This is a genomic window from Novosphingobium sp. YAF33 (genome assembly GCF_052113265.1).
Lineage (GTDB): Bacteria > Pseudomonadota > Alphaproteobacteria > Sphingomonadales > Sphingomonadaceae > Novosphingobium.
Map to the genome: position 1 here is coordinate 136,921 of NZ_JBFRCW010000009.1, position 21,783 is coordinate 158,703.

The 21,783-nt window shown below is 67.7% G+C and carries 18 protein-coding genes; 6 read left to right on the forward strand and 12 right to left on the reverse strand.

What is annotated here, in order from left to right; genetic code table 11:
- Positions 1-11: 11 nt before the first annotated feature.
- Both prfA and hisS read right to left on the reverse strand, forming a co-directional pair.
- On the reverse strand, positions 12-1,082 hold the full coding sequence (prfA, locus tag AB4Z00_RS19295; RefSeq protein ID WP_132264567.1) for a peptide chain release factor 1: 1,071 nt from the start codon (positions 1,080-1,082) through the stop codon (positions 12-14).
- Entirely contained in the window at positions 1,079-2,323 is a 1,245-nt protein-coding gene (hisS, locus tag AB4Z00_RS19300) for a histidine--tRNA ligase (RefSeq protein WP_442046939.1), read from the reverse strand. Before hisS ends, prfA begins: the two co-directional genes overlap by 4 nt.
- 104 nt (positions 2,324-2,427) lie before the next feature.
- On the opposite strand from hisS, the gene AB4Z00_RS19305 reads away from it, so the two are divergent.
- Entirely contained in the window at positions 2,428-4,371 is a 1,944-nt protein-coding gene (locus tag AB4Z00_RS19305) for a M61 family metallopeptidase (protein ID WP_442046940.1), read from the forward strand.
- Between the two features lie 263 nt (positions 4,372-4,634).
- A complete protein-coding gene (ppa, locus tag AB4Z00_RS19310) occupies positions 4,635-5,183 on the forward strand; it encodes an inorganic diphosphatase (RefSeq protein ID WP_442046941.1) in 549 nt (182 codons plus the stop codon).
- Positions 5,184-5,336: 153 nt separating this feature from the next.
- On the opposite strand, the gene AB4Z00_RS19315 is transcribed toward ppa, so the two are convergent.
- From AB4Z00_RS19315 to panC, 9 genes are all read right to left on the reverse strand, one after another.
- Entirely contained in the window at positions 5,337-6,086 is a 750-nt protein-coding gene (locus AB4Z00_RS19315; protein WP_132264573.1) for an SDR family NAD(P)-dependent oxidoreductase, read from the reverse strand.
- A 180-nt stretch (positions 6,087-6,266) separates the two neighbouring features.
- The gene (locus AB4Z00_RS19320) at positions 6,267-7,700 is read right to left on the reverse strand and encodes a PepSY-associated TM helix domain-containing protein (protein ID WP_442046961.1); all 1,434 of its coding nucleotides are present in this window, start codon (positions 7,698-7,700) and stop codon (positions 6,267-6,269) included.
- A gap of 5 nt (positions 7,701-7,705) precedes the next feature.
- On the reverse strand, positions 7,706-10,006 hold the full coding sequence (locus tag AB4Z00_RS19325; protein ID WP_442046942.1) for a TonB-dependent receptor: 2,301 nt from the start codon (positions 10,004-10,006) through the stop codon (positions 7,706-7,708).
- A gap of 95 nt (positions 10,007-10,101) precedes the next feature.
- Positions 10,102-10,503, reverse strand: a complete 402-nt coding sequence (locus AB4Z00_RS19330) for a hypothetical protein (protein WP_442046943.1) — start codon at positions 10,501-10,503, stop codon at positions 10,102-10,104.
- An 84-nt stretch (positions 10,504-10,587) separates the two neighbouring features.
- Positions 10,588-11,178 (reverse strand): hypothetical protein, encoded by a 591-nt coding sequence (locus AB4Z00_RS19335; protein ID WP_442046944.1) that lies wholly within the window; start codon positions 11,176-11,178, stop codon positions 10,588-10,590.
- Positions 11,175-12,518 carry an ATP-binding protein gene (locus AB4Z00_RS19340; RefSeq protein WP_442046945.1) on the reverse strand — a complete coding sequence of 448 codons (1,344 nt, stop codon included), beginning with the start codon at positions 12,516-12,518 and terminating at the stop codon, positions 11,175-11,177. The genes AB4Z00_RS19335 and AB4Z00_RS19340 overlap by 4 nt, the downstream gene beginning before the upstream one ends.
- A 17-nt stretch (positions 12,519-12,535) precedes the next feature.
- On the reverse strand, positions 12,536-13,222 hold the full coding sequence (locus tag AB4Z00_RS19345) for a response regulator transcription factor (RefSeq protein WP_442046946.1): 687 nt from the start codon (positions 13,220-13,222) through the stop codon (positions 12,536-12,538).
- 71 nt (positions 13,223-13,293) lie between these two features.
- Positions 13,294-14,079, reverse strand: a complete 786-nt coding sequence (locus AB4Z00_RS19350; RefSeq protein ID WP_132264587.1) for a CsgG/HfaB family protein — start codon at positions 14,077-14,079, stop codon at positions 13,294-13,296.
- Between the two features lie 137 nt (positions 14,080-14,216).
- Positions 14,217-15,086: a pantoate--beta-alanine ligase gene (panC, locus tag AB4Z00_RS19355; protein WP_442046947.1), complete on the reverse strand. Its 870-nt coding sequence runs from the start codon at positions 15,084-15,086 to the stop codon at positions 14,217-14,219.
- Between the two features lie 191 nt (positions 15,087-15,277).
- Here panC and AB4Z00_RS19360 point away from each other — a divergent pair, with 191 nt between their 5' ends.
- From AB4Z00_RS19360 to pgmG, 3 genes are read left to right on the forward strand one after another with little or no spacing between them, the layout of a single operon-like run.
- Positions 15,278-16,090 (forward strand): division plane positioning ATPase MipZ, encoded by an 813-nt coding sequence (locus AB4Z00_RS19360; protein WP_132264590.1) that lies wholly within the window; start codon positions 15,278-15,280, stop codon positions 16,088-16,090.
- Entirely contained in the window at positions 16,087-16,383 is a 297-nt protein-coding gene (locus AB4Z00_RS19365) for a J domain-containing protein (RefSeq protein WP_132264592.1), read from the forward strand. Before AB4Z00_RS19360 ends, AB4Z00_RS19365 begins: the two co-directional genes overlap by 4 nt.
- 2 nt (positions 16,384-16,385) lie before the next feature.
- Positions 16,386-17,789, forward strand: coding sequence for a phosphoglucomutase/phosphomannomutase PgmG (gene pgmG, locus AB4Z00_RS19370; RefSeq protein ID WP_442046948.1), 1,404 nt, complete (start codon positions 16,386-16,388; stop codon positions 17,787-17,789).
- 6 nt (positions 17,790-17,795) lie between these two features.
- Here pgmG and AB4Z00_RS19375 read toward each other — a convergent pair whose 3' ends face one another.
- Positions 17,796-19,067, reverse strand: coding sequence for an MgtC/SapB family protein (locus tag AB4Z00_RS19375; RefSeq protein WP_442046962.1), 1,272 nt, complete (start codon positions 19,065-19,067; stop codon positions 17,796-17,798).
- 174 nt (positions 19,068-19,241) lie between these two features.
- On the opposite strand from AB4Z00_RS19375, the gene AB4Z00_RS19380 reads away from it, so the two are divergent.
- On the forward strand, positions 19,242-21,704 hold the full coding sequence (locus tag AB4Z00_RS19380; RefSeq protein WP_442046949.1) for a ligase-associated DNA damage response DEXH box helicase: 2,463 nt from the start codon (positions 19,242-19,244) through the stop codon (positions 21,702-21,704).
- Positions 21,705-21,783: the final 79 nt, after the last annotated feature.

Sequence of the window (21,783 nt, forward strand, 5' to 3'; positions counted from 1 at the left end):
AGGCCGGATCCTCAAGCATCCATGGCCGCGAGGCGCTTGGCCTCGTCCTCGGCCAGCAGAGCGTCGACCATTTCGGCAAGGCCCGGACCTTCGAGAATTTCGGGCAGGCGGTGGAGGGTCAGGTTGATGCGGTGATCGGTCACGCGGCCCTGCGGGAAATTGTAGGTGCGGATGCGCTCCGAACGGTCTCCCGAACCGACCATCGCCTTGCGGGCCTCCGCCTCCGCGCCATGGGCCTCTTCGCGCATCTTCTCGTAGAGACGCGCGCGCAGGACCTGCATGGCCTTGGCCTTGTTCTTGTGCTGGCTGCGCTCATCCTGGCAGATCACCACGAGATTGCTGGGCAAGTGCGTGATGCGCACGGCCGAATCGGTGGTGTTGACGTGCTGGCCGCCCGCGCCTGAGGCGCGGAAGATGTCGATCTTGAGGTCCTTGTCCTCGATCTGGACGTCGACTTCGCTCGGCTCGGGCAGCACCGCGACGGTCGCCGCCGAAGTGTGGATACGGCCGCCCGATTCGGTGACCGGCACGCGCTGGACTCGGTGGACGCCGCTCTCGAACTTCAGCTTGGCGAAAACGCCCGCGCCGGCGACATTGGCGACCACTTCCTTGAAGCCGCCGAGATCGTTGGCGTTGACGGAGATCATCTCGACCCGCCAGCCCTGTTCCGCGGCATAGCGCTCGTACATGCGATAGAGGTCGGCCGCGAAGAGGGCGGCTTCGTCGCCGCCGGTGCCGGCGCGGATTTCCAGCATGGCCGGGCGCACGTCTGCCGCGTCGCGCGGGAGCATGGCGATGGCCAGCTGCCGCTCGGCCTCGGGCAGTTCGGCCTTGATCCGGTGGATTTCCTCCTCGGCCAGGGCGCGCATGTCGGGGTCGGGGTCTTCCAGCGTCTGGAGCGATTCCATTTCCCCGCGCATCGACACGACTTCGGCAGCGACGCGCGCCACCGGTTCCAGCTCGGCATAGTCGCGGCTGGCGGTGACGAAGGCGTCGCCTTCCAGCGTTCCCGAGGCGAGACGCGCCTCAAGCTCGGAGAAACGCGCGGCGATCTGCGCCAGACGGGTGTCGGATATGCTCACGGATGGACCGACTGGAGGACCTGCTCGACCGCGAGGTATTCGGCGGTCGGCTCGGCCGCGCGCAAGTTGGCGCTGGGCTGGCCGTCCTTGGCGCCGAACGAGACGAGCACCTTGGCGCCCATCTTCACGGCCTTGTCGAAGCGCTTGCGGGGGCTGCCGGTGGCGACCATCTCCGCGTCGAGGCCCTGGAAACGCAGCGCGGTGATGACCTTCTGGGCATAACCCAGCGCGGCATCGTCCTCGACCGCAAGCACCACCGTCAGCGGCGCTTCGGTGAGCGTGCCGGCATCGGCCACCAGCATGGCGAGCCGCTCGATCCCTGCCGCCCAGCCCACGGCCGGGGTGGCAGCGCCGCCGAGGCTTTCCATCAGTCCGTCATAGCGGCCGCCGCCGAGCACGGTGCCCTGCGCGCCGAGGCGGGTGGTGACGAATTCGAAGGCGGTGTGGCGATAGTAGTCCAGCCCGCGCACCAGCGACGGCGCGCGCTCATAGGCGACGCCGGCGGCATCGAGCCCGGCGGTCACCGCGGCGAAGAAGTCCTGCGCCTCGGCCGAGAGATAGGCGTCGATCTTCGGCGCATCGCCGACGAAGACCTTGTCGCGCGGGTCCTTGGAATCGAGGATGCGCAGCGGGTTGCGTTCGAGGCGGTCCTGCGAATCCTCGGACAATTCCGCCTTGTGAGCGCGGAAATATTCGATCAGCGCCGCGCGCCAGGCATCGCGGCTGGCAACGTCGCCCAGGGTGTTGAGCTGAAGCGTCACGCCGTCCGAAATGCCCAGTTCCTTGAGCAGGTGGTCGGCCATGACCAGCAGTTCCACGTCGGCCAGCGGTTCGGGCGAGCCGATCAGTTCGGCGTCGATCTGGTGGAACTGGCGGTAGCGGCCCTTCTGCGGGCGTTCGTAGCGGAACAGCGGGCCGTGAGTCGCGACCTTGAGCGGGGCGAACTGCTTCCAGCCGTCGGTCAGGTAGGCGCGGGCGAGCCCGGCGGTGAATTCGGGGCGCAGGGTCAGCGATTCGCCGCCGCGGTCCTCGAAGGAATACATCTCCTTGGACACCACGTCGGTGGTCTCGCCGATCGAGCGCGAGAACACTTCGGTCTTCTCGAAGACCGGCATTTCCACCCGGCGGAAACGGTAGAGCTTGCGGACACGCTCGAACGTCGCGACGACATGGGAGAAAGCCTCGGCATCGGTGCCGAAGATGTCCTGGGTTCCGCGAATAGCCTGTGGTGTGGTGCTCATGACGCGCGCGCTTAGCCCGATTGCAGCGGCGGGGAAAGTGGCCCCGGCCGGTTTAGTGGATTGGACGGTTGCCAAATCGGGCAACTGTCGCAAAGAATGACGTAATGAAATATCGTTCCGCGGTCGTCACGCTCCTCGCCCTTCTCTCCGTATCAACCCCGGCCCTCGCGCAGGACACGGCGCAGCGCAGCCGTCCTGCGGCCCCCGCGCTGCCCGCACCGCTTCCCGCCGCGCAGGACAAGGCCTATCCCGGCACGATCGCGCTCGACATCGATGCCAGCGATGTCGTCCACGGCGTCTACCGCGTCACGCAGCAATTCCCCGTTGCGGCCGGCACCGACAAGCTGATCCTCGTCCAGCCGAGCTGGCTGCCGGGCAACCATTCGCCCACCGGCCCCGCGGCGCTGCTCGCGCAGGTCCATTTCTTTGCCGATGGCAAGGAGATCAAGTGGCAGCGCGACACCGTGGCCGTGAACGCCTTCCATCTGGAGCTGCCGGCAGGAACGCAGGTCGTCACGGCCAGGTTCATCCACACCTCGCCGGTGCAGGCCAAGGAAGGCCGCATCACCATGACGCGGGAAATGCTGAACCTGCAGTGGGAAAAGATGAGCCTCTATCCCTCGGGCTACTACACCCGCGGGTTGACCGTGAAGCCCACCGTCAAGTTCCCGGCCGGCTGGACCGTCTACACCGCGCTCGATGGCAAAAGCCAGCAGGGCGACACCGTGACCTGGGCGCCGACCGACTACGAGCGCCTGGTCGACGAGCCGATCTTCGCGGGCAAGTACGCCCAGCGCTGGGACCTTGGCCATGACGTCAGCATGGACGTGGTGGCAGACGAGGCCAAGCTGCTCGGCATCAAGCCCGAGAACATGAAGACCTACCGCAACCTCGTCTCGGAAGCGCTGCTGACGTTCGGCGCGCGCCACTTCGACCATTACGACTTCCTGCTGGCCCTGACCGACCGCATGGGCGGGATCGGCCTGGAGCACCATCGTTCGAGCGAAAACCAGATGGAGCCCAAGGTCTGGACCGAGTGGGACAAGATGGACTTCGATCGCAACGTGATCCCGCACGAATTCGTCCATAGCTGGAACGGCAAGTATCGCCGCCCGGCCGATCTCTGGACGCCGGACTACCAGCAGCCGATGCAGAACACGCTGCTCTGGGTCTATGAGGGCCAGACCCAGTTCTGGGGCTATATCCTGGCCGCGCGCTCGGGCGTGCAGACCAAGCAGACCATCCTCGACACGCTGGCCGGCGCGGTCGCGCGCTATGCGGAAGCCACGCCGGGGCGCGGCTGGCGTTCGGTGGAGGACACCACGTTCGCGCCAGTCCTCAACATGCGCCGCCCGCTGCCCTACACCTCGGTCACCCGCACCGAGGACTACTATGTGGAAGGCGCGCTGACCTGGCTCGAAGCGGACCAGATCATCCGCCAGGGCACCGGCGGCAAGAAAGGCCTCGACGATTTCGCCAAGGCCTTCTTCGGCGTTCGCGACGGCGATTGGGGTGAACTGACGTACGACTTCGACGAAGTCGTCAAGACGCTGAACGGCGTCTACCCCTACGACTGGGCCAGCTTCCTCAAGACCCGCATCTACGACACCAACCAGCCCGCGCCGACCAAGGGCGTGGAGATGGCCGGGTACAAGCTGGTCTGGAAGGATACGCAGAACGGCTATGAGAAGGGCGTCGCGGATTCGCGCAAGTCGCTGGACCTCAGCTATTCGCTGGGCGTCTCGCTGGACAACGAGGGCACCGTGACGGGCGCCGTGTTCGATGGACTGGGCTACAATGCCGGTCTCGTCAGCGGGGTGAAGGTCATGGCGGTGAACGGCACCGCCTATAGCGGCGAGACCATCAAGGACGCGATCACCGCGGCCAAGACCGCGAAAGAGCCGATCTCGCTGCTGGTGAAGCGCGGCGATGCCTTCAGCACCGTGACCATCGACTATCACGGCGGCCTGCGCTGGCCGTGGCTGGAAAGCACCACGCCGGGCAAGGTGAACGGGCTCGACCGCCTGCTGGCGCCGCGCAGCAAGTAACGCTCCGTCCGCGCGGGGGTCATCGCGCAAGTTAGCCTTTTAAGGCAACGAGTTAGCCCGGAAGCGGATCCCCGTCCGCTTCCGGGTTTTTTCGTGCCGGGCCATCAGTGTCTGAGGGGATTCGTCTATCGCAGCAGCGCATGTGTCGCAAACTGGCTACATCTACCACGATAAGGCAGTTGCGGTGCATAACTCGCAAGGCTAAGCCCCGCGGTCAAAGACTAACCGGCACTATTGACCCGTGCCTGTAATGAAGGACCAACATGCGCATCGACATGATTCCTGTCGGCAAGAACCCGCCGGAGAGCCTGAACGTCATCATCGAGGTCCCCATCGGCGGTGAGCCCGTGAAGTACGAGTTCGACAAGGACTCCGGCGCCCTGTTCGTCGATCGTATCCTGCACACCCCGATGCGCTATCCGGYGAATTACGGTTTCGTGCCGCACACGCTTTCGCCCGACGGTGATCCGCTCGACGCGCTGGTCGTCGCGCGCTCGCCCTTCGTCCCCGGCGCGGTGGTGCGCGTTCGCCCGATCGCGGTGCTGAACCTGGAAGACGAGCACGGCGGCGACGAGAAGCTGGTCTGCGTGCCTGACGACAAGACCTTCCCTTACTATTCCGACGTTCAGGAAAAGGGCGATCTGCCGCCGATCGTGTTCAGCCAGATCGAGCACTTCTTCACTCACTACAAGGATCTCGAGGCCGAAAAGTGGGTCCGCGTCGGCACCTGGGGCGGCGCTGAGGAAGCCCGCCGCATCGTCGTCGAGGCGATCGAACGCTACGAGACCGAGGGCAAGAAGGCCGAGGCCTGATCTTCCTCCAGTAATTCCACCACCCCCCATGTGGAACGAAGGGCCGGCGGTGCAAACCGCCGGCCCTTTACATTTGTCCGGGCAAGCCTGGCCCCATAGGCGAGGCTGATGCCCGCCGGCCTGGCCTGAGCCTTGACCGGGGGGAAGACCCTCTCAGGTCACCACGCGTCCGCCGTTGACGCCGATGGTCTGGCCGGTGACGTAGCCCGAATCCTCGTGACAGAGCCAGGCACAGGCATTGGCGATGTCGTCCGGTTCGCCAAGGCGGCGTACCGGGACCGACTGCAGCAGCACCTCGGTCGGGATCTGGAAGCGGTCGCGGTTCGCTTCCGACATGATCGTCCCCATCACCGATCCGGGCGGGATGTTGTTCACGGTGATCCCGTAAGGCCCGAATTCCTGCGCCATGGAGCGGGTCATGGTCACCACCGCGCCTTTCGAGGACGAATAGGGGATCATGTTTATCGCCCCGGTCTGCGCGCTGGAGGACGATATATTGACGATCCGGCCCCAGGCCGCCGCTTTCATGTCGGGCAGGCACTCCTGCGTCATGATGAACGGACCGCGCACGTTGACGGCGTAGATGAAGTCCCAGCGCTCGTCCGTGAGTTCCTCGAACGGCGTGAAGTCGGTGACGCCTGCATTGTTGACCAGGATCGAGATCGGCCCCAGCGCCTCGCGCACCTGTTCCACGGCGGCCTGCACCGAAGCCCGGCTCGACACGTCGGCCCCCACGGCCAGGGCCGTGCCGCCCGCCTCGCGGATGGCAGCGACGGTATCGGCGCAGCGCTCAGCGTCGAGGTCGAGCACGGCGACGGCCACGCCCTGTCTGGCCAGCCGCCTGGAGCAGGCCGCGCCGATGCCGGCGGCGGCGCCGGTGACGATGGCAACCTTGTAGGACACACGCATTCTCCCGTTGCGGCGCCTGTCTCGGCCTGGATCGATGGCCGGGCCCGGCGCGCTTCCCCACCGGGCTAGACCGAAACGGCCGCCATCAGAAGAGGTGTGCTGAACGGGTGTTCAAGAATTCGCCGGAGCGAAGCGCCACCATTTCCTTGCTCCGCCCCGGTCTCAGCTGGAGTCTCAGCTGGAAACGCGTGGTGCTCGCCAGCCCATCCAGGCGCCCAGCCGAGGCGCCAGCCGCTTGCCGGCCCCTTCCAGCGCGGCCGCCAAGGCGAGCGACAACCCGAACAGCGGCATCGCCAGCGCCAGTGCGAAGACCAGCGCGACCAGCAGCCAGCTATGTCGCAGCGGCGCGAAAGCGGCGGGCGCGCCCAGCACCCGATCCGGCCGCCTACGCCACCAGAGCACCACGCTCGAAAGGCATAGCATGACCAGGCCGAGCAGGACGGCGAGGTTGACCAATTGGTTGGCCAGTCCCCACCACGCGCCCTCGTGCACGGCGACACCATAGCCGACTGCGCGGTCGATCCAGTGGCGCTGGCCGAAGCGCTGCACGCCGACCAGTCGGCCATCGCCGGAAATCTCGGCGCTGTCGCGGGCGGGGCGGTTCTCGGCCTGGCTGCGCACTTGCCACAAGGCGCCCTCGGCCATGGGCGGGCTCACTTCGACCGGCGCGGCAAAGTGAAGGCCCTGCGCCTGCGCGACGACGGCATCGAGCGCCTTCTCTCCCGGCGCTGTCATCGCCTCTGGCGCGGCCATCATCATTCCCCCGGGCATGGTCATCGCACTCTGCGCGCCATGCTCGGCGTGCTCCGCCATCATCGCCCGCATGCCGGCATCGGCGATGGCGCGGCGATCGGCATCGGCAGCGGAGCCGGCGGACCAGTCCTGCACCCCCTCCAGCGTGCCGGTGACCGCGCGGATGTTCCGGAAGTAGTCCCCCCAGGCATTGGCCCAGGGCAGGCCGGAAGCGATCAGGAACAGCGCACCGAGCGAGATCCACAGGCCAGTCACGGCATGGATGTCGCGCCAGAACAGCGCGCGGCCGCGGCGCAGGCGCGGATAGACCACGCCGGCCAATTTCCCTCCCGTCTGCCGGGGCCACCAGAGGAACAGGCCGGTAAGCAGCATGACGATGGTCCAGCACGCGGCCGTCTCGACCAGGGCCGATCCGCGATTCCCCGCCAGCAATTCGCCATGAAGGCGGAAGACGACGCGCATCAGCCTGTCTTCTTCGGCCACCTGGTGAAGGACCCGGCCGGTCTGCGGATGGACCCAGACCCGCACCTCTTCCGTGCCCTGGCCCACCAGCACTTCCGCGGCATCGCCCTTGGCCTCGGGCAGGACGTACTTGTGGAGCACCGACCCCGGCACCGCGGCAACGGCGCGCGCCGCGATCGTCGCGGGCGCCAGCGCAGGGGCCGGGCCGCTCGCGACATCGCGGAAAGGTGCATAGAGCAGGCCCTCGATCTGCGGCTTGAACAAGTAGATGCCCCCCGTCACCGACAGCCACAGCACGAACGGCAGGCAGAACAGCCCGGCATAGAAATGCCAGCGCCAGACGGCGCGATACCAGCGTTCGGTGCGCGGCGCGGCTGCGTTCACGGTTCGGATCGTCGTCACAGTTTCCATCCCGCTTCCACCAGGAAGCTGCGCTGCGGGTAGGGGTGATAGACCCAGGCCCGGTCGTTGGTGAGATTGTCCACGCCCGCGCTGAAGCGAAGCTGGTCGGTAACGTCCCAGCTCACCTTGGCGTCGAGCGCGAAAAGTTCGGACGTGTAGCCGTAAGTGTCGCCGCGCTGGAGCCCGAACAGGTCGGTGTTCGGACGGCTGGCATAGCGCACCCCGATCGAGACAAGCACCGGCGGCGCCACGCGATATCGCAAGTTGCCGTTGAGGCGCCAGCGGGGGATGCGGGGGAACTGCACACCTTCCGCTGCTGGCGCGCTGTCGTTGCGCAAGGTGGCCGAATCGATCCAGGCCGCATTGGCATCGAGATCCAGGCCCTCCAGCAGCACGCCGCGTGCTTCCGCGATCAGCTCGAAGCCATATTGCCGGGTCAGGTCGATGTTCTTGTACGTGGACGTCGTTACCCCGTTCTGGTTGAATCCGGTGAACGAGAAGATCGTGTTGCGCACCCGCTGCCAGAAGGCGGAGCCGGTGAGCTTCACTTTGCCGAACTGCCGCGCCAGCACCAGATTGGCATCGGTGGATCGCTCCGGCTTCAGGTTCGGATCGAAGCTCTGGGGGTCGAACAGGCCGTTGCCGTCCAGGCTGCCCTGAAACAACTCGCCCACCGTGGGAAACCGCGTGGCCTTGGCAAGGCTCAACTGGAGTCTCGTATCCCCGTCGATGGACCATTCGGCCGAGGCCTTGGGCTGGAAGGCATCGGCATGGCGGCCATCATACCGGTTGTCCACGGCAAGGCCGTTCGAACCGATCCGGCCGAGCCCGCCGTCGAAGGCGTGCCAGTCCTCGAACCGGCCGCCGAGGGTGAGTTTCACGGCCTCGACCGGCACCCGCAGTTCGGCCCAGGCGGAAAGCGTGCGGGTCTTGCCGAAGCTGCGGGTCGCGAATGTCCGGCCCGTGTCGCGGCGCCAGTTGGCCAGGCTGTAAGTGATGAGGTCGGTGCGATAGAGGTTGGCCGCGGTGCCGCCCGCCAGTTCGGCGCCGCCCAGCCGGGCCGTGGCGGCAAGCTCTCCGGTGTACCATGCCGTCGGCCCCTGCCGTGCGAGCGTCCCCGCGCCGTCCTGCGCGCCGGCATTGTAGCCCTTCGAGGTGAAGGCGTCCGAGCGCAGGATCTGGTAGGTCGAGATATTGGCCGTCACCGTCACCGCATCCGAAACCGGCGCGGAAAGCTTGATCCCTGCCAGCAGTTCGTCGCGGATAGTGCGGGACCAGTTGGCGCCGCTGGCAGTGTAGGCCTGCCCGCCGAGGGTCACGGTGCCGTCGCAGACCGTGCCTCCCGCGGCGTCGCGCAAATAGCAGTCGGGCGCGGTCTGGCTGTCGAGATTGTGCCAATAGGCCAGCAGCGCCTCGCCGGTCACGCCGGAAGCGCCATCGTAGCCGAGGCGGAGCTTGGCCTGGTCCTGGGTGATGATCGCCGGGCTCTGCGCTGCGAAGATCGGGTTGGTCGCCGTGCCCGGGGCACTGGTCATGTGCTGGCCCGGATCGACCACGGCGCCGGTCACCGCCGGAAGGGCGGAGGCGCCGACGCTCGCCGTGCTCGGAGAGAGCCCGTAGAACATCTGCGGATGGCCCTCGTTGCGGAAGTGGCGGCCCGACAGGCGGATCGACCAGGGACCGTCTTCCTGCCGGAAACCCATGCCCGCTTCGGCCGAATAGCCCCAGTAGCTGTCATGGGTGCCGTATTGGTCATAGGGCTGGTTCATGCCCTGGACGGACACGAAGGCTTCGGTCTTCTCGGGCGAGCGGGTAGTGATATTGACCACCCCGCCCATCGAATTGCCGCCATAGCGCGCCGAGTAGGGGCCATAGACCACGTCGAACTGCGAAACCTCGCCTGGGCCGACCACGCCCCATTTGGGCGCATAGGCAAAGGAGTTGCCCAGGAAGTTGGAGACCGTGAAGCCATCCACCATGACCAGCGTCCGGGCGCTCTGGGTGGAATGCGTGCCGCGAAAGCCGGGGACGCCGTTGGAATCGCCGGCGTAGCGGGTGCGCACGAAGAAGTCGGGCGCGTATTTCATCAGGTCTTCGACGTTGCGGGCATTGACGCCCGCGAACTGTTCGTTGCCGAGGCTGACGGAAAGGCCGCGGGCTTCCAGGCTGATGGGCGCGTCGCGCTGGCCGACGACGAGGATGGTCGAGCCGGGCGCCGCATCGACGTCCTCGGCAAGGGCTGCCCCGGAAAACAGGGCAAGCGGCGTCGCGCCAAGCGCGAGCAGGAATCTGTACATGGGGATATTCACCTGATCGGCAGGCCGTCCATGAGGATCGGCATGCGCGCGTCATGTCGTGCCGCAGGCGCGGGGCCGGCAGCGTCGCATCGGGATCAGGCGGGGAGGGGYGGCCCTCTCAGGGGCGGACGGATCTGCGCGCGAAGGCGGCGAAGCGCCAGCGGACGGTGCAGGACGGCCGCGACGAAGACGAACAGCAAGGCCGCCGCGACGAGCGCCGGAAGCACGGCATCGAGCGCGGCCGCGGAGTGCGAGGAAAAGGCGCAAGGGTGATCGGCGGTGTTCGACGCGTCGTGACTGCCGCCCTTGCGCTCGACGTGGATCAGCAACTTGGAGCCGGCCGGTGCCGAGCCGGAGCAAAGCTCCACCGTCAGCGCGCCGCCCTGGGCTGAAGGCATGTAGCCGGTGGGCACGAAGATCTTGAGGCACAGTGCTGCCGCCAGCAGCATTGCCGCAAGGCCGGGACGGGCCCGGAAGAACTGCCTGAGAGTGCCCACGGCGGATCGTCTACCCGCAAAGACCGGGTGCGTCATCAGGCGAAAATGTCCCAGGTGGCCCTGAGGGGCTTTTCGCGGCGGCGATCAGTCGACGACCAGGAAATAGTTGGCCTGGCTCTGGCCGCCGTTGCGCACTTCGATCAGGTAGCGCTGGGTGAACACCGGCACCCAGCGGCAGGCGCGGCGCTGGGCGTCCGCCAGGCAGACCGGCTTGTGGTCGGCATCGACGACGCGCAGGCTCAGCGGCTCGCCGCCCACGGCGGAAAGGGCGATGCTGGCCTTGCGGCCCGAAAGGAACACCTGCTGGAAGGAATCGCTCTTGCCCGCGCCGATCTGGCCGGAGCGGTAGCCCGGCCCGAGCGGGCTGCCGCGCAAGGGAGAGCCTGCCGCCTCCGGCACCAGTGCACGCCAGGCGGGGACCGGATCGGCGCCGGTCCAGCCTTCCATCGGCCGGGCGCCGGAACGGTCGATCACGCGCAGCGCATCGCCCAGCGCCGCCGGGTCGGCGGAACCGGCGGCTTCCTGCGCGGCAAGCAGGGCCTGGGCCACGCGCTCGTCCCGCGACGGGGGCAGGGCTGGTGCGGCTGAGACTGGGGCAGGCACGCAGAGTGCCGGCGTGCCGACCAGCAGCGCCGCGCCGGCCAGGACGTTCAGGGCGGACCTGGGCGCATTCATGGTTTCGACTCCGGTGCAATCGTGAAGCAGGCGCCTTTTTCGGTGGGCGCGAGAGTGATTTCAAGATGATGGCGCTCGGCAATCGCCTTGCAGAGGGCAAGGCCCAGCCCGGCGCCGTTCTGGCCGTCCCGGTTGGCCGCGCGGCCGAACTTCTCGAAGATGCGCTCCCGCTCTTCGGCCGGAACGCCGGGGCCGTCGTCGCGCACGGTCAGCCGCGGCCCCTTCTCCAGCTCCAGCCTGACATTTCCGCCCGGGGGGACGAACTTGAAGGCATTGTCGAGCAGGTTGGTGATGAGACGGGTCAACTGCATTTCCTCGCCTTCCACCACGACGCCGGGGGTGATGGCGAGTTCGAACCCGTGGCCCGATTCCTCGGCACTGTCGGCATAGAGTTCGCCCAGTCGCTCGGCGAGAAGGCTGAGGTCCACCGGGGCCAGGCCATGGCGGTCGCCGCGGCGGGCCTGGCTGGCGGCGATGTCCAGCAGCGATTCGAGCATGCGGATGATGCCGCGGATCTCCAGCCGGGCATCGACGATCCGCGCCGACGTTTCGCCGTCGGGCGTCGCGGCCAGCGCCCGCACCAGGCGGTTGTCCAGATGCATGAGCGGGGTGCGCATCTCGTGCGCGACCTGGTCCGTGGTTTCGCGCTGGGCGCTGGCGAGGCGGCGCAGGCGGGCGAGGGCATCGCCGGAGTGGCGGGTCAGCTCGTCGATCTCGTCGCGGTCCTTGGAGCCTTTGGCGAGCTGGGCCAGCGCGGCATCGTCGGGGTGGCGGAAGGCGGCGTTGATGCGCTCGATCCGGCCGGCCAGGCGGCGCGCGGCGAACCAGCCGGCCAGCGCCACGGCGCCCACCGCCAGCAGCCCGCCGGCCAGGAAGGCCAGCGCGACTTGCCGCAGCAGCAGGCCGAGGTCGCGGTACTCGTGGGCAACCAGCAGCCGCAGGTCCGGCCCGAGCTGGGTGGCGCGGCCCAGCGCGCGCTGGCCATCGGGCAAAGTGACGTCGCCGGTTTCCGAGACGCCGGCGTGGAGGCCGGGCCATGCGCGAAGGTCGCCCGCGAGCGGTGCGCCCCTGGCGTCGGCCAGAAGATAGTGCGCCGGGTTGGCATCCCGCGGCTGTAGCGCGAGGCGGTCGTTGATGCGGTTGGAAAGCTCGACCGCGCCGCCGCTGGCGAAAATGTCGACCATGCCCGCAAGGTCCACGTCCACCGCGCGTTCCAGGGCCAGGCGGTTGGTGCGCTGGATCGTGGTATCGGTCAGCAGCCAGAGGCCGAACGTGATCATCGCCGCGATCAGGATCGCCCAGGCGACGATCTGGGTAAAGATCGACCTGTGAATTTCCACGAGGCGCGCCATGGCGTCTAGCGCCCGTCGAGCAGGCGGTAGCCCGAGCCCCAGATCGTCTCCAGCGCGGGCGTATCGAAGCCTTCCTCCAGCTTGCGGCGGAGGCGGCCGATATTCACGTCGACGACGTTGGTCTGCGGGTCGAAGTTCATCTTCCACACGTCGCGCAGCAGCATCTCGCGCGTCAGCACTTCGCCGGCGTTTTCCATGAAATAGCGGAAAAGCTCGAATTCCTTGGGGCTCAGCGCGAGGTAGCAATTGTTGCGGAAGGCGGTGCGCGCTTTCACATGGCACTCGAAGGCGCCGTAGAGGATCACCGCGCTATGCGCCCGCCCCGAGGCGCGGCGATGAAGCGCGCGGAGCCGGGCGAGCAGTTCCGGCGCTTCGAAAGGCTTGGCCAGGTAGTCGTCCGCCCCGGCGTCCAGCCCCTCCGCCCGGTCGCTGGTGCGGCCCAGCGCGGAAAGCATCAGCACGGGCGTGCCGATGCCGCTTTCGCGCAGGCGCGAAAGGATCGTCAGCCCGTCGAGATCGGGCAGCATGCGGTCGAGGATGATGACGTCGAAATGCTCGAAGCCGGCCAGCTTCAGGCCTTCCTGTCCGCTTTCGGCCCAGACGAGCGGGATGCCGGCCTGCGCGGCCAGCTCCTTCACTTGCGTTGCGGCGCGGACGTCGTCTTCGATATAGAGGGTTTTCGGGCCGCTCATGGCGCTGTTCGCTGCTGCGTCGTACCGGCCGGGAAAAGGCCCCGGCCGGTCATTCCGCAAGATCGTGTCGATCAGTGGGCCTGGGCGTTGGTGGCCTGCGGGGCCGCCGCCGAGGCGCTTTCGGGCAGGCCGCCGAGCTGGGTGACCAGCTTGGTATAGGCATCGAGATAGGCGAGCACGATGATCTGGCCGATCTGGGTGTTCTGGTAGCCGCCGCCGCCAGCCGCGCCGAACGTGCCGCCGAAGAAGCCGCCACCGCCGCCGCCGAAGCTGACGTCCGACTTGCGGGCATAGCCCTCGGTCAGCGCTTCCTCGACCGTGGTGCGCGCGTTGACGATGGAGAGCGTGACGTTGGCCTCGCCCTTCTTGACGTTGAGGCCGCCGGCGATCGCGCCGAAGCCGCGACCGAACAGGCCGCCCACGCCGCCAAGCGCCGCGCCGAGACCGCCGCCGCCGGAATTGTTGTTGGTGGAGACGATATCGGGCTGGATGAAGTAGTCCGCCGCCTTGATCTGGCCCTTGCCGATGTTCGAGCCCTTCTGAAGCTCACCCTGTTCGGCCAGCGCGCGTTCCATCGCGCTGTTCTGCAGCGAACGGCCGCGGTTCACCATGGTGAAGCAGCCGGACTTCTGCACGAAGACGCGCAGGATCGCCTCGGGGCTGCCCAGGCTCAGTTCGCGCCACCACTGGTTCTCGGGCTCGACGATGGCGACGGTGCCGAGGTTCTTGCGGCACACCGGGATCTCCTGGGTGCCCTTGTCCTGGACCTTGCGTGCGGAAGAGCGGTCTTCGGCGAAAGCCGAGGGCGCGCCGGCCACGACGGCAAGTGCGGCGAGCGCACAGGCGAATTTCTTCATGATGACTTCCCTCTGTTGCACCGGACGCGGGGCGACCCGGCCTTCCCAACCCGGTTCGACCTTAAGCCGGAATTCCCGGCACGCAAATGACTATTGCTGTGAGATTTCCCGAAGGAAAAATCGGGATGGCGCAGCGGCTATTCCGGCAAGACCGCCATGTTGTCGATCAGGCGGGTCGTGCCGATCCGCGCCGCCACCAAAAGACGCATCGGCGCGGTCCCGTGCGAATCCAGCGGGGCAAGGCTGTCGGCATCGCGAAGCTCGGCATAGTCGACCGAGGAGAAGCCGCCTGCCAGCAAGGCGTCCTTCAGGTGGCCGATGCAGGCCGCTACGGGCTCGCCGTTCCGAATGCCCGCGATCGCGACTTTCATGGCCATCGGCAGGGTGACGGCCTGCAGGCGCTGCTCGGCCGTGAGGTAGGCATTGCGCGAGGACATGGCGAGGCCGTCCTCCTCGCGGACGGTGGCCACGCCCAGCACGGCGTCGGCGTGGGGGCTGGTCAGGTCCAGATCGCGGGCCATGCGGCGGATCACGGCGAGCTGCTGCCAGTCCTTCTCGCCGAACAGCGCCACATCGGGCAGGACCTGGTGGAACAGTTTGCACACCACGGTGGCGACGCCGTCGAAGTGACCGGGGCGCGATGCGCCGCAAAGGCCGTCGCTGACGCCGGTGACGGAGATATTGGTGGCAAAACCCTGCGGGTACATCGCCTCCACAGTGGGTGCCCAGACCAGGTCCACCCCTTCCGCTTCCAGCAGCGCACAATCACGCTCCAGCTGGCGGGGATACTTGTCGAGATCCTCGTTCGCGCCGAATTGCAGCGGGTTCACGAAGATCGAGACGACGACGTGATCCGCCTGCTTCCGCGCTTCGCGCACCAGTGTCAGATGGCCTTCATGGAGCGCGCCCATGGTCGGCACCAGGGCGACGGTTTTCGGCCCGTCGGGCGACTGGCGCAGGGCGGCAACGGCACGGCGCAGTGGATCAAGGCTGTGGAGGGTTTGCATTGGGTGTCACTGCTCCGATAGGATGCACTTGACCGGTGGTCGCGCCTGCCCTTAGCCGCACCGCGCCCCGGGCGGCAATGGGTTTGACCCGCTTCGGCGGTTAAGGATTTGATTTCGCTTCCCGGGCTAGAGTCCGGGGGCAGCGAATCCGGGCTAGGGCCCGGGGGCAACAGGGAAAGCGAACAGGGTCCGTGACAGCGCATCGCATCGTCTTCGCCAATGAAAAAGGCGGCACCGGCAAGTCCACGACAGCCGTCCACGTCGCCATCGCGCTCGCCTATCAGGGCGCCAAGGTCGCCGCGATCGATCTCGATCCGCGCCAGCGCACTTTGTACCGCTATCTGGAGAACCGCGTCGAAACCGAGCGCCGCCGCGAAATCGCGCTGCCCGGCGCTCGTTTCTCGGTCTACGACGGCGAGGATATCGGCGAGCTGGACGATCTGGCCGAAGCCATCGCCGATGGTTACGACTTCCTGATCTTCGACACGCCCGGCCGTGACGACCAGTTCGCCCGCCACGTCGCGGCAACGGCCGATACCCTGGTCACCCCGCTGAACGACAGCTTCATCGACTTCGACCTCATCGGCCAGGTCGAGAGCGAATCGTTCAAGGTGAAGAAGCTTTCGTTCTACGCCGAACTCATGTGGGAAACCCGCAAGAAGCGCGGCCTCAAGACCATCAACGAAGGTCGCCGCGAACTCGACTGGGTGGTGGTGCGCAACCGCGTCCAGCACGTCGAGGCGAAGAACATGCGCCGCCTGGAAGGCGCGCTGCTCGAACTGTCCAAGCGCGTGGGCTTCCGCATTTCCAACGGTCTTTCCGAGCGCGTCATCTTCCGCGAGCTGTTCCCCTCGGGCCTGACCCTGCTCGACAAGGGGCATCTTGGCGAACTCGGCACCAGCCATCTCGTGGCACGTCAGGAACTGCGCCAGCTGGTGGCGGGGCTTAACCTGCCGATGCCGACGAACCGTGAGCCGGATCTCCAACTCGCCGGCGACGAATGAAACTGCTCTGGCTCATCGCGCTCGGCTGCATTGCCTGGCGGCTGATCAAGGGGCGCTGGCCGTGGCAGGGCAAGGCGCTGCCCGGTCCCTCCTTCGCGGACGTTCACGCCAGCGCGCAGGCGCGGGCGCTGCTGGGCGTGAGTGAAGGCGCGGACCGCCGCGAAATCCTCGACGCGCACCGCCGCGTCGTCGCGCAAGTCCATCCCGACCGGGGCGGCACGAACGAGAAAGTTCACGAAGCGAACGCGGCGCGCGATCTCCTGCTGGCCAGGTTGAGCAGCCCGCAGGCCTGAACATGGGCCACAGGTTCGATCCCACCATCCTGCGCGAATACGATATTCGCGGCGTGGTCGGCCGGGATCTCGGGCCGCAGGACGCGCATGCGATCGGCCGGGGCTTTGCCACCGTGCTGCGCCGCGCCGGGGGGCGCAAGGTGGCGGTGGGCTACGACGGCCGCCTCAGTTCCCCGATGCTGGAAGCGGCGCTGGTCGAAGGGCTGCGCGCCAGCGGCGCGGACGTGGTCCGCATCGGCCTGGGGCCGACGCCGATGCTCTATTATGCCGAGGCGACGTCCGGCGACGTGCAGGGCGGCATCCAGATCACCGGCAGCCACAATCCCGCCGATCACAACGGCTTCAAGCTGGTGCTGGGCGGGCGGCCGTTCTTCGGCGCCGATATCGTCCGCCTGGGCGAGATGGCGGCGGTGGGCGACTGGGACGAGGGCGCCGGGCAGGTCGAGCAGCGCGAGGTGCTGGAGGCTTATGTCGATCGCATCGCGCAGGGCGTTTCGGGGCTCTCGCACGAGGGTCTTGCCGGTCTGCGGATCGGCTGGGATGCTGGCAACGGCGCGGCCGGACCGGCGCTGGAGCGGCTCGCGGCGCGCCTGCCGGGCGAGCACCATCTGCTGTTCACGCAAGTGGACGGTACTTTCCCCAACCACCATCCCGATCCCACGGAAGAGCGGAACCTGGCGGACCTGAAGGCGCTGGTCGCCGCGAAGGGTCTGGACTTCGGGGTGGCTTTCGACGGCGATGCCGACCGGATCGGCGCCGTCGACGGCCTGGGCCGGGTGATCTGGGGCGACCAGTTGCTCGGGATCTTTGCGGAAGACGTGCTGGCGCGCATGCCGGGGGCCACGGTGATCGCCGACGTCAAGGCATCCGGCGCCGTGTTCGACACGATTGCGCGCCACGGCGGGCGCCCGCTCATGTGGAAAAGCGGCCATTCGCACATGAAGGCCAAGATGAAGGAGACCGGCGCGGCGCTGGCGGGCGAGACCAGCGCCCATGTCTTCTTCGCGGACGAATTCTACGGTTTCGACGACGGTCTCTATGCGGCGGTCAGGCTGATGGCGGCCACGGTCCGGCTGGGGCGCTCGGTGACCGAACTGCGCGGCGCGATGCCGGAGATGCTCAATACGCCGGAACTGCGGTTCCAGGTGGACGAGGCGCGCAAGTTCGCGGCCGTCGCGGAAGTGCGCGCGCGGCTTGCCGAGGCGGGGGCAGTTTTCGTCGACATGGACGGTGTTCGCGTCACCACGCCCGATGGCTGGTGGCTGCTGCGGGCTTCCAATACGCAGGACGTGCTCGTTGCCCGCGCGGAAAGTCACTCGGCCGAGGGACTGGAGCGGCTGGTGGGCGAGATCGACGGGCAACTGGCGGCCTCGGGCCTGCAACGCGGGCCGCAGGCGGGGCACTAGCCGCCCTTAGCGCAGGACGAGCCAGGCAAGGCCCACCGCCAGGGCGCTGCCGACCAGGGGGAGCACGCCGTCGCGGCCTTTCTCCCATCCCGCCACGCTGGCGACCACGCCGGCCTTGAACAGGGTGTTGAGCGCCACCGGCACTGCCAGGACCAGCCCGGCGGTACGCGGATCGAGCGTCTGGCCGGCCAATCCGCCCATGGTGATAATGGCGGAATCGACGTCCACCGTGCCCGAGATCGCCAGGACCAGCGCAAGGCCGCGGTCCCCGAAATTCTGCAGCACCCATAGCGAGGCGACGGTGAGCACCATGACCAGACCGGCGAGCATCAGCGCGGGGGCGACGTCGAAGGGATTGCGGATCGTCATCTCGTGGCTGGTGTCGCCCACTTCGGCGAAGCGCGTGCGGTGGAGATACCAGGCGGCCAGCGCGAGGCTGACCGTGAGGCCCGGGGCGATGAGCCTGACCAGCATCGGCAAGGCGGCCGGCGCGAGCAGGCCGGTCAGGACCATCACGCGCAGGAACATGACGACGGAGGATACCGATACCGCAGAGGCCAGCACGGGCGCCGGTATGGCGCCGTCCTTCATGCGGTTGGCGATCGAGGCGGTGACCGCGGTCGAGGAGACCAGCGCGCCGGCCGCGGCCGTGGCGATGACCCCGCGCGCCGCGCCGACGATGCGGGTGGCGAAGTAGCCCGCGAAGGAAAAGCCGGAGACCAGCACCACGATCAGCCAGAGCTTCCGCGGATTCCACGCGCCGTAAGGGCCGAAATCCTGGTTGGGCAGGAGCGGCAGGATCACCAGCGCGATCAGGGCGAAGCGGGCGATCGAGAGAACCTCGCGCTGGCTGAGGCGATCTATCCAGCCGTGCAACTGCTCGCGCATGGCGAGCAGCAGGACCATGACCACCGCGATCACGGTGCCGATCAGCCGCTCGCCCAGGCCCACCATCAGGCCGCTCGCCAGCGTCAGCAGCGCGACGACGCCGGATGTGCCGCTGACGCTGCTGTTCAGCCGCGCATCCCGCCAGTAGCCCACGATCACCAGCAGGGCGGCGGCGCCGAGCAGGACGGTGGCCGGGCCGGGGGCGGGGGCGAAGAGAATGCCCGCAAGCCCGCCGGCAAGGCCCATCAGCGCAAAAGTGCGGATGCCGGCAAAGCGCGACCCGTCGGCCTGTTCGCGCGCGGCCCAGCCGCGTTGCAGGCCCACCAGCAGCCCCAGTGCGAGGCTGACGGCCAGGGCGATCAGGTGTCTGAGATCGAGATCCGTCGGCATCGTCACCCTGGCCCTCGCTGCTGGGAACCGGCCGACCATCCGCGAAGGGGCACAAGTACGCAAGAAGATTGGCGCAACCGCGCCGCATGCTCGGGCTTTCCTGTTGTTCGCCCCCATGCTTCAACGGAGCCGTGCTGCAACCACCCGAGCGATGACCGTGCCGAGATCGACTTCATGACGCCGGCAACGGCCGTCCCTCCCGAGCTTGGCGACTGGTTCGCCGGGCGCGGATGGCGCGTGCGGCGGCACCAGCTGGAGATGCTGGAAGCCTCCGACCGCGGACTTCACGCCTTGCTGGTGGCCGATACCGGCGCCGGCAAGACGCTGGCGGGCTTTCTGCCCACCCTGGCGGCGTTCTGTCCCTCGCGGCTGGACGGCGGGCCGCTGCCCGAGGGCCTGCACACGCTCTACGTCTCGCCGCTCAAGGCGCTGGCGCACGATGTTCAGCGCAATCTCCTGACGCCCGTGGAGGAGATGGGACTGCCGATCCGCATCGAGACCCGCAGCGGCGATACCCCCTCGGACCGCAAGGCCCGCCAGCGCGCCCGGCCGCCGCATGTGCTGCTGACCACGCCCGAATCGCTCTCGCTCCTGCTGAGCTATCCCGAGGCGCCCACGCTGTTTGCCGGGCTTCAGCGGGTGGTCATCGATGAAATTCACGCCTTCGCCACCGGCAAGCGCGGCGATCTCCTGGCGCTGGCCTTGTCCCGGCTGCAGGCGCTTTCGCCGGCGCTGCAACGCGCGGGCCTGTCGGCGACGCTGGCGGACCCTGACGCCTTTCGCGGCTGGCTCGCGCCCTGGGGCGAGATCGATGCGGTCCAGCTCGTCGAAGGCGAGGCCGGCGCCGAGCCCGAAGTGTCGATCCTGCTGCCGCAGGAAGAACGCATCCCGTGGAGCGGCCACGCCGCCACCTGGGCGATCCCGCAGCTGATCCAGCAGGTCAAGGCCCACCGCACCACGCTGATCTTCACGAACACGCGCTTCCTGGCGGAATATATCTTCCAGGAGTTGTGGAATGCCAACGAGGACAACCTGCCGATCGGCATCCACCATGGCTCGCTCTCCAAGGAGGCGCGGCGCAAGGTGGAAGGGGCGATGGCGGAGGGGCGGCTGCGGGCCCTGGTCTGCACCGCCAGCCTGGATCTCGGGGTGGACTGGGGCGATATCGACCTGGTCGTGCAGATGGGCGCGCCGAAAGGATCGTCGCGCCTGCTCCAGCGCATCGGCCGCGCCAATCACCGGCTCGACCAGCCGAGCAAGGCGCTGCTGGTGCCGGGCAACCGGTTCGAGTTTCTCGAGGCTTTCGCCGCGCAGCAGGCCGTTCACGAGGGCCAGCGCGATGGCGAACCGTTCCGCCCCGGCGGCCTCGACGTTCTGGCCCAGCACGTCATGGCAGTCGCCTGTGCAGGCCCGTTTCGCGAGGATGCGCTGCTATCGGAAGTGCGCTCGTCGCTGGCCTATGCCTGGGTGGACGAGGCCATTTTCGCGCGCGTGCTCGATTTCGTGGCGACCGGGGGATACGCGCTGCGCTCCTACGATCGTTTCCGCCGGATCGTGCGCGAGAAGGACGGGACCTGGCGGCTGACCCACCCCGAGCATGCCGCACGCCACCGTCTCAACGCCGGGATCATCGTCGATTCAGAGATGCTCGACGTGCGCTTTCGCAACGGCCGCTCGCTCGGCAAAGTCGAGGAGGGGTTCGGGGCGAGCCTCAAGCCGGGGGACACTTTCCGCTTCGCCGGAATGGACCTGGAAGTGGAAGGGCTGCGCGAACTGGAGCTGGTCGTGCGCGCGGCGCGGCGCTCGGCGACGATCCCCAGCTACATGGGCCAGCGCATGCCGATCTCGACCCATCTTGCGGACCGGGTGCGTGCCATGCTGTTCGACCGGGCCGGCTGGTCGCGTTTTCCCGACGACGTGCGTGAATGGCTCGAAGTGCAGGACTGGCGCTCGCACTTGCCCGCGCCCGGGCGTCTGCTGGTGGAGAGCTTCCCGCACCAGGGCCGCGCCTACACCACCTATTACACCTTCGAGGGCTGGCCGGCGAACCAGTCGCTGGGGATGCTCGTGACGCGGCGGATGGAAGACCGGGGGCTGGGGCCGCTGGGCTTCGTGGCGACGGACTATGCGCTGGTGGTCTATGGCCTCAAGCCGGTGGACGATCCGGCCTCGCTGCTCTCGCCGGACATCCTGACGCACGAATTCGTCGACTGGGTGCAGCAGTCCTATCTTCTGCGCCGGGCCTTCCGCGAGGTTGCGGTGATTTCCGGCCTTGTCGAGCGGCAGCAGCCGGGCAAGCGCAAAACCGGGCGGCAGGTGACCTTCTCGACCGACCTGATCTACGATGTCCTGCGCAAGTACGAACCCGATCACCTCCTGATCGAGGCGGCCTGGGCCGATGCTCGGGCGCGGATGACCGACGTGGCGCGCGTGGCCGATGTGCTGGACCGCGCGGCGAAGGAAGTGGACCATGTGCGGCTGGAGCGGATCAGCCCGCTCTCGGTGCCGGCGATTTCGATGATCGGGCGGGAATCGCTGCCCTCGGGATCGGCCGACGAGGACTTGCTGGTGGAGGCGGAAAGCCTGGCCTCCATGGCCATGCGGGTGGACCCGGTGGCCGAGCCTGAGGAAGACTGAGCCAGACTCGGACTGAATAGGGCTTGGCCTGAATAGGACTGGGCCGGACTAAGGCGGCTCCAGACTTAGGCTGCTCCGG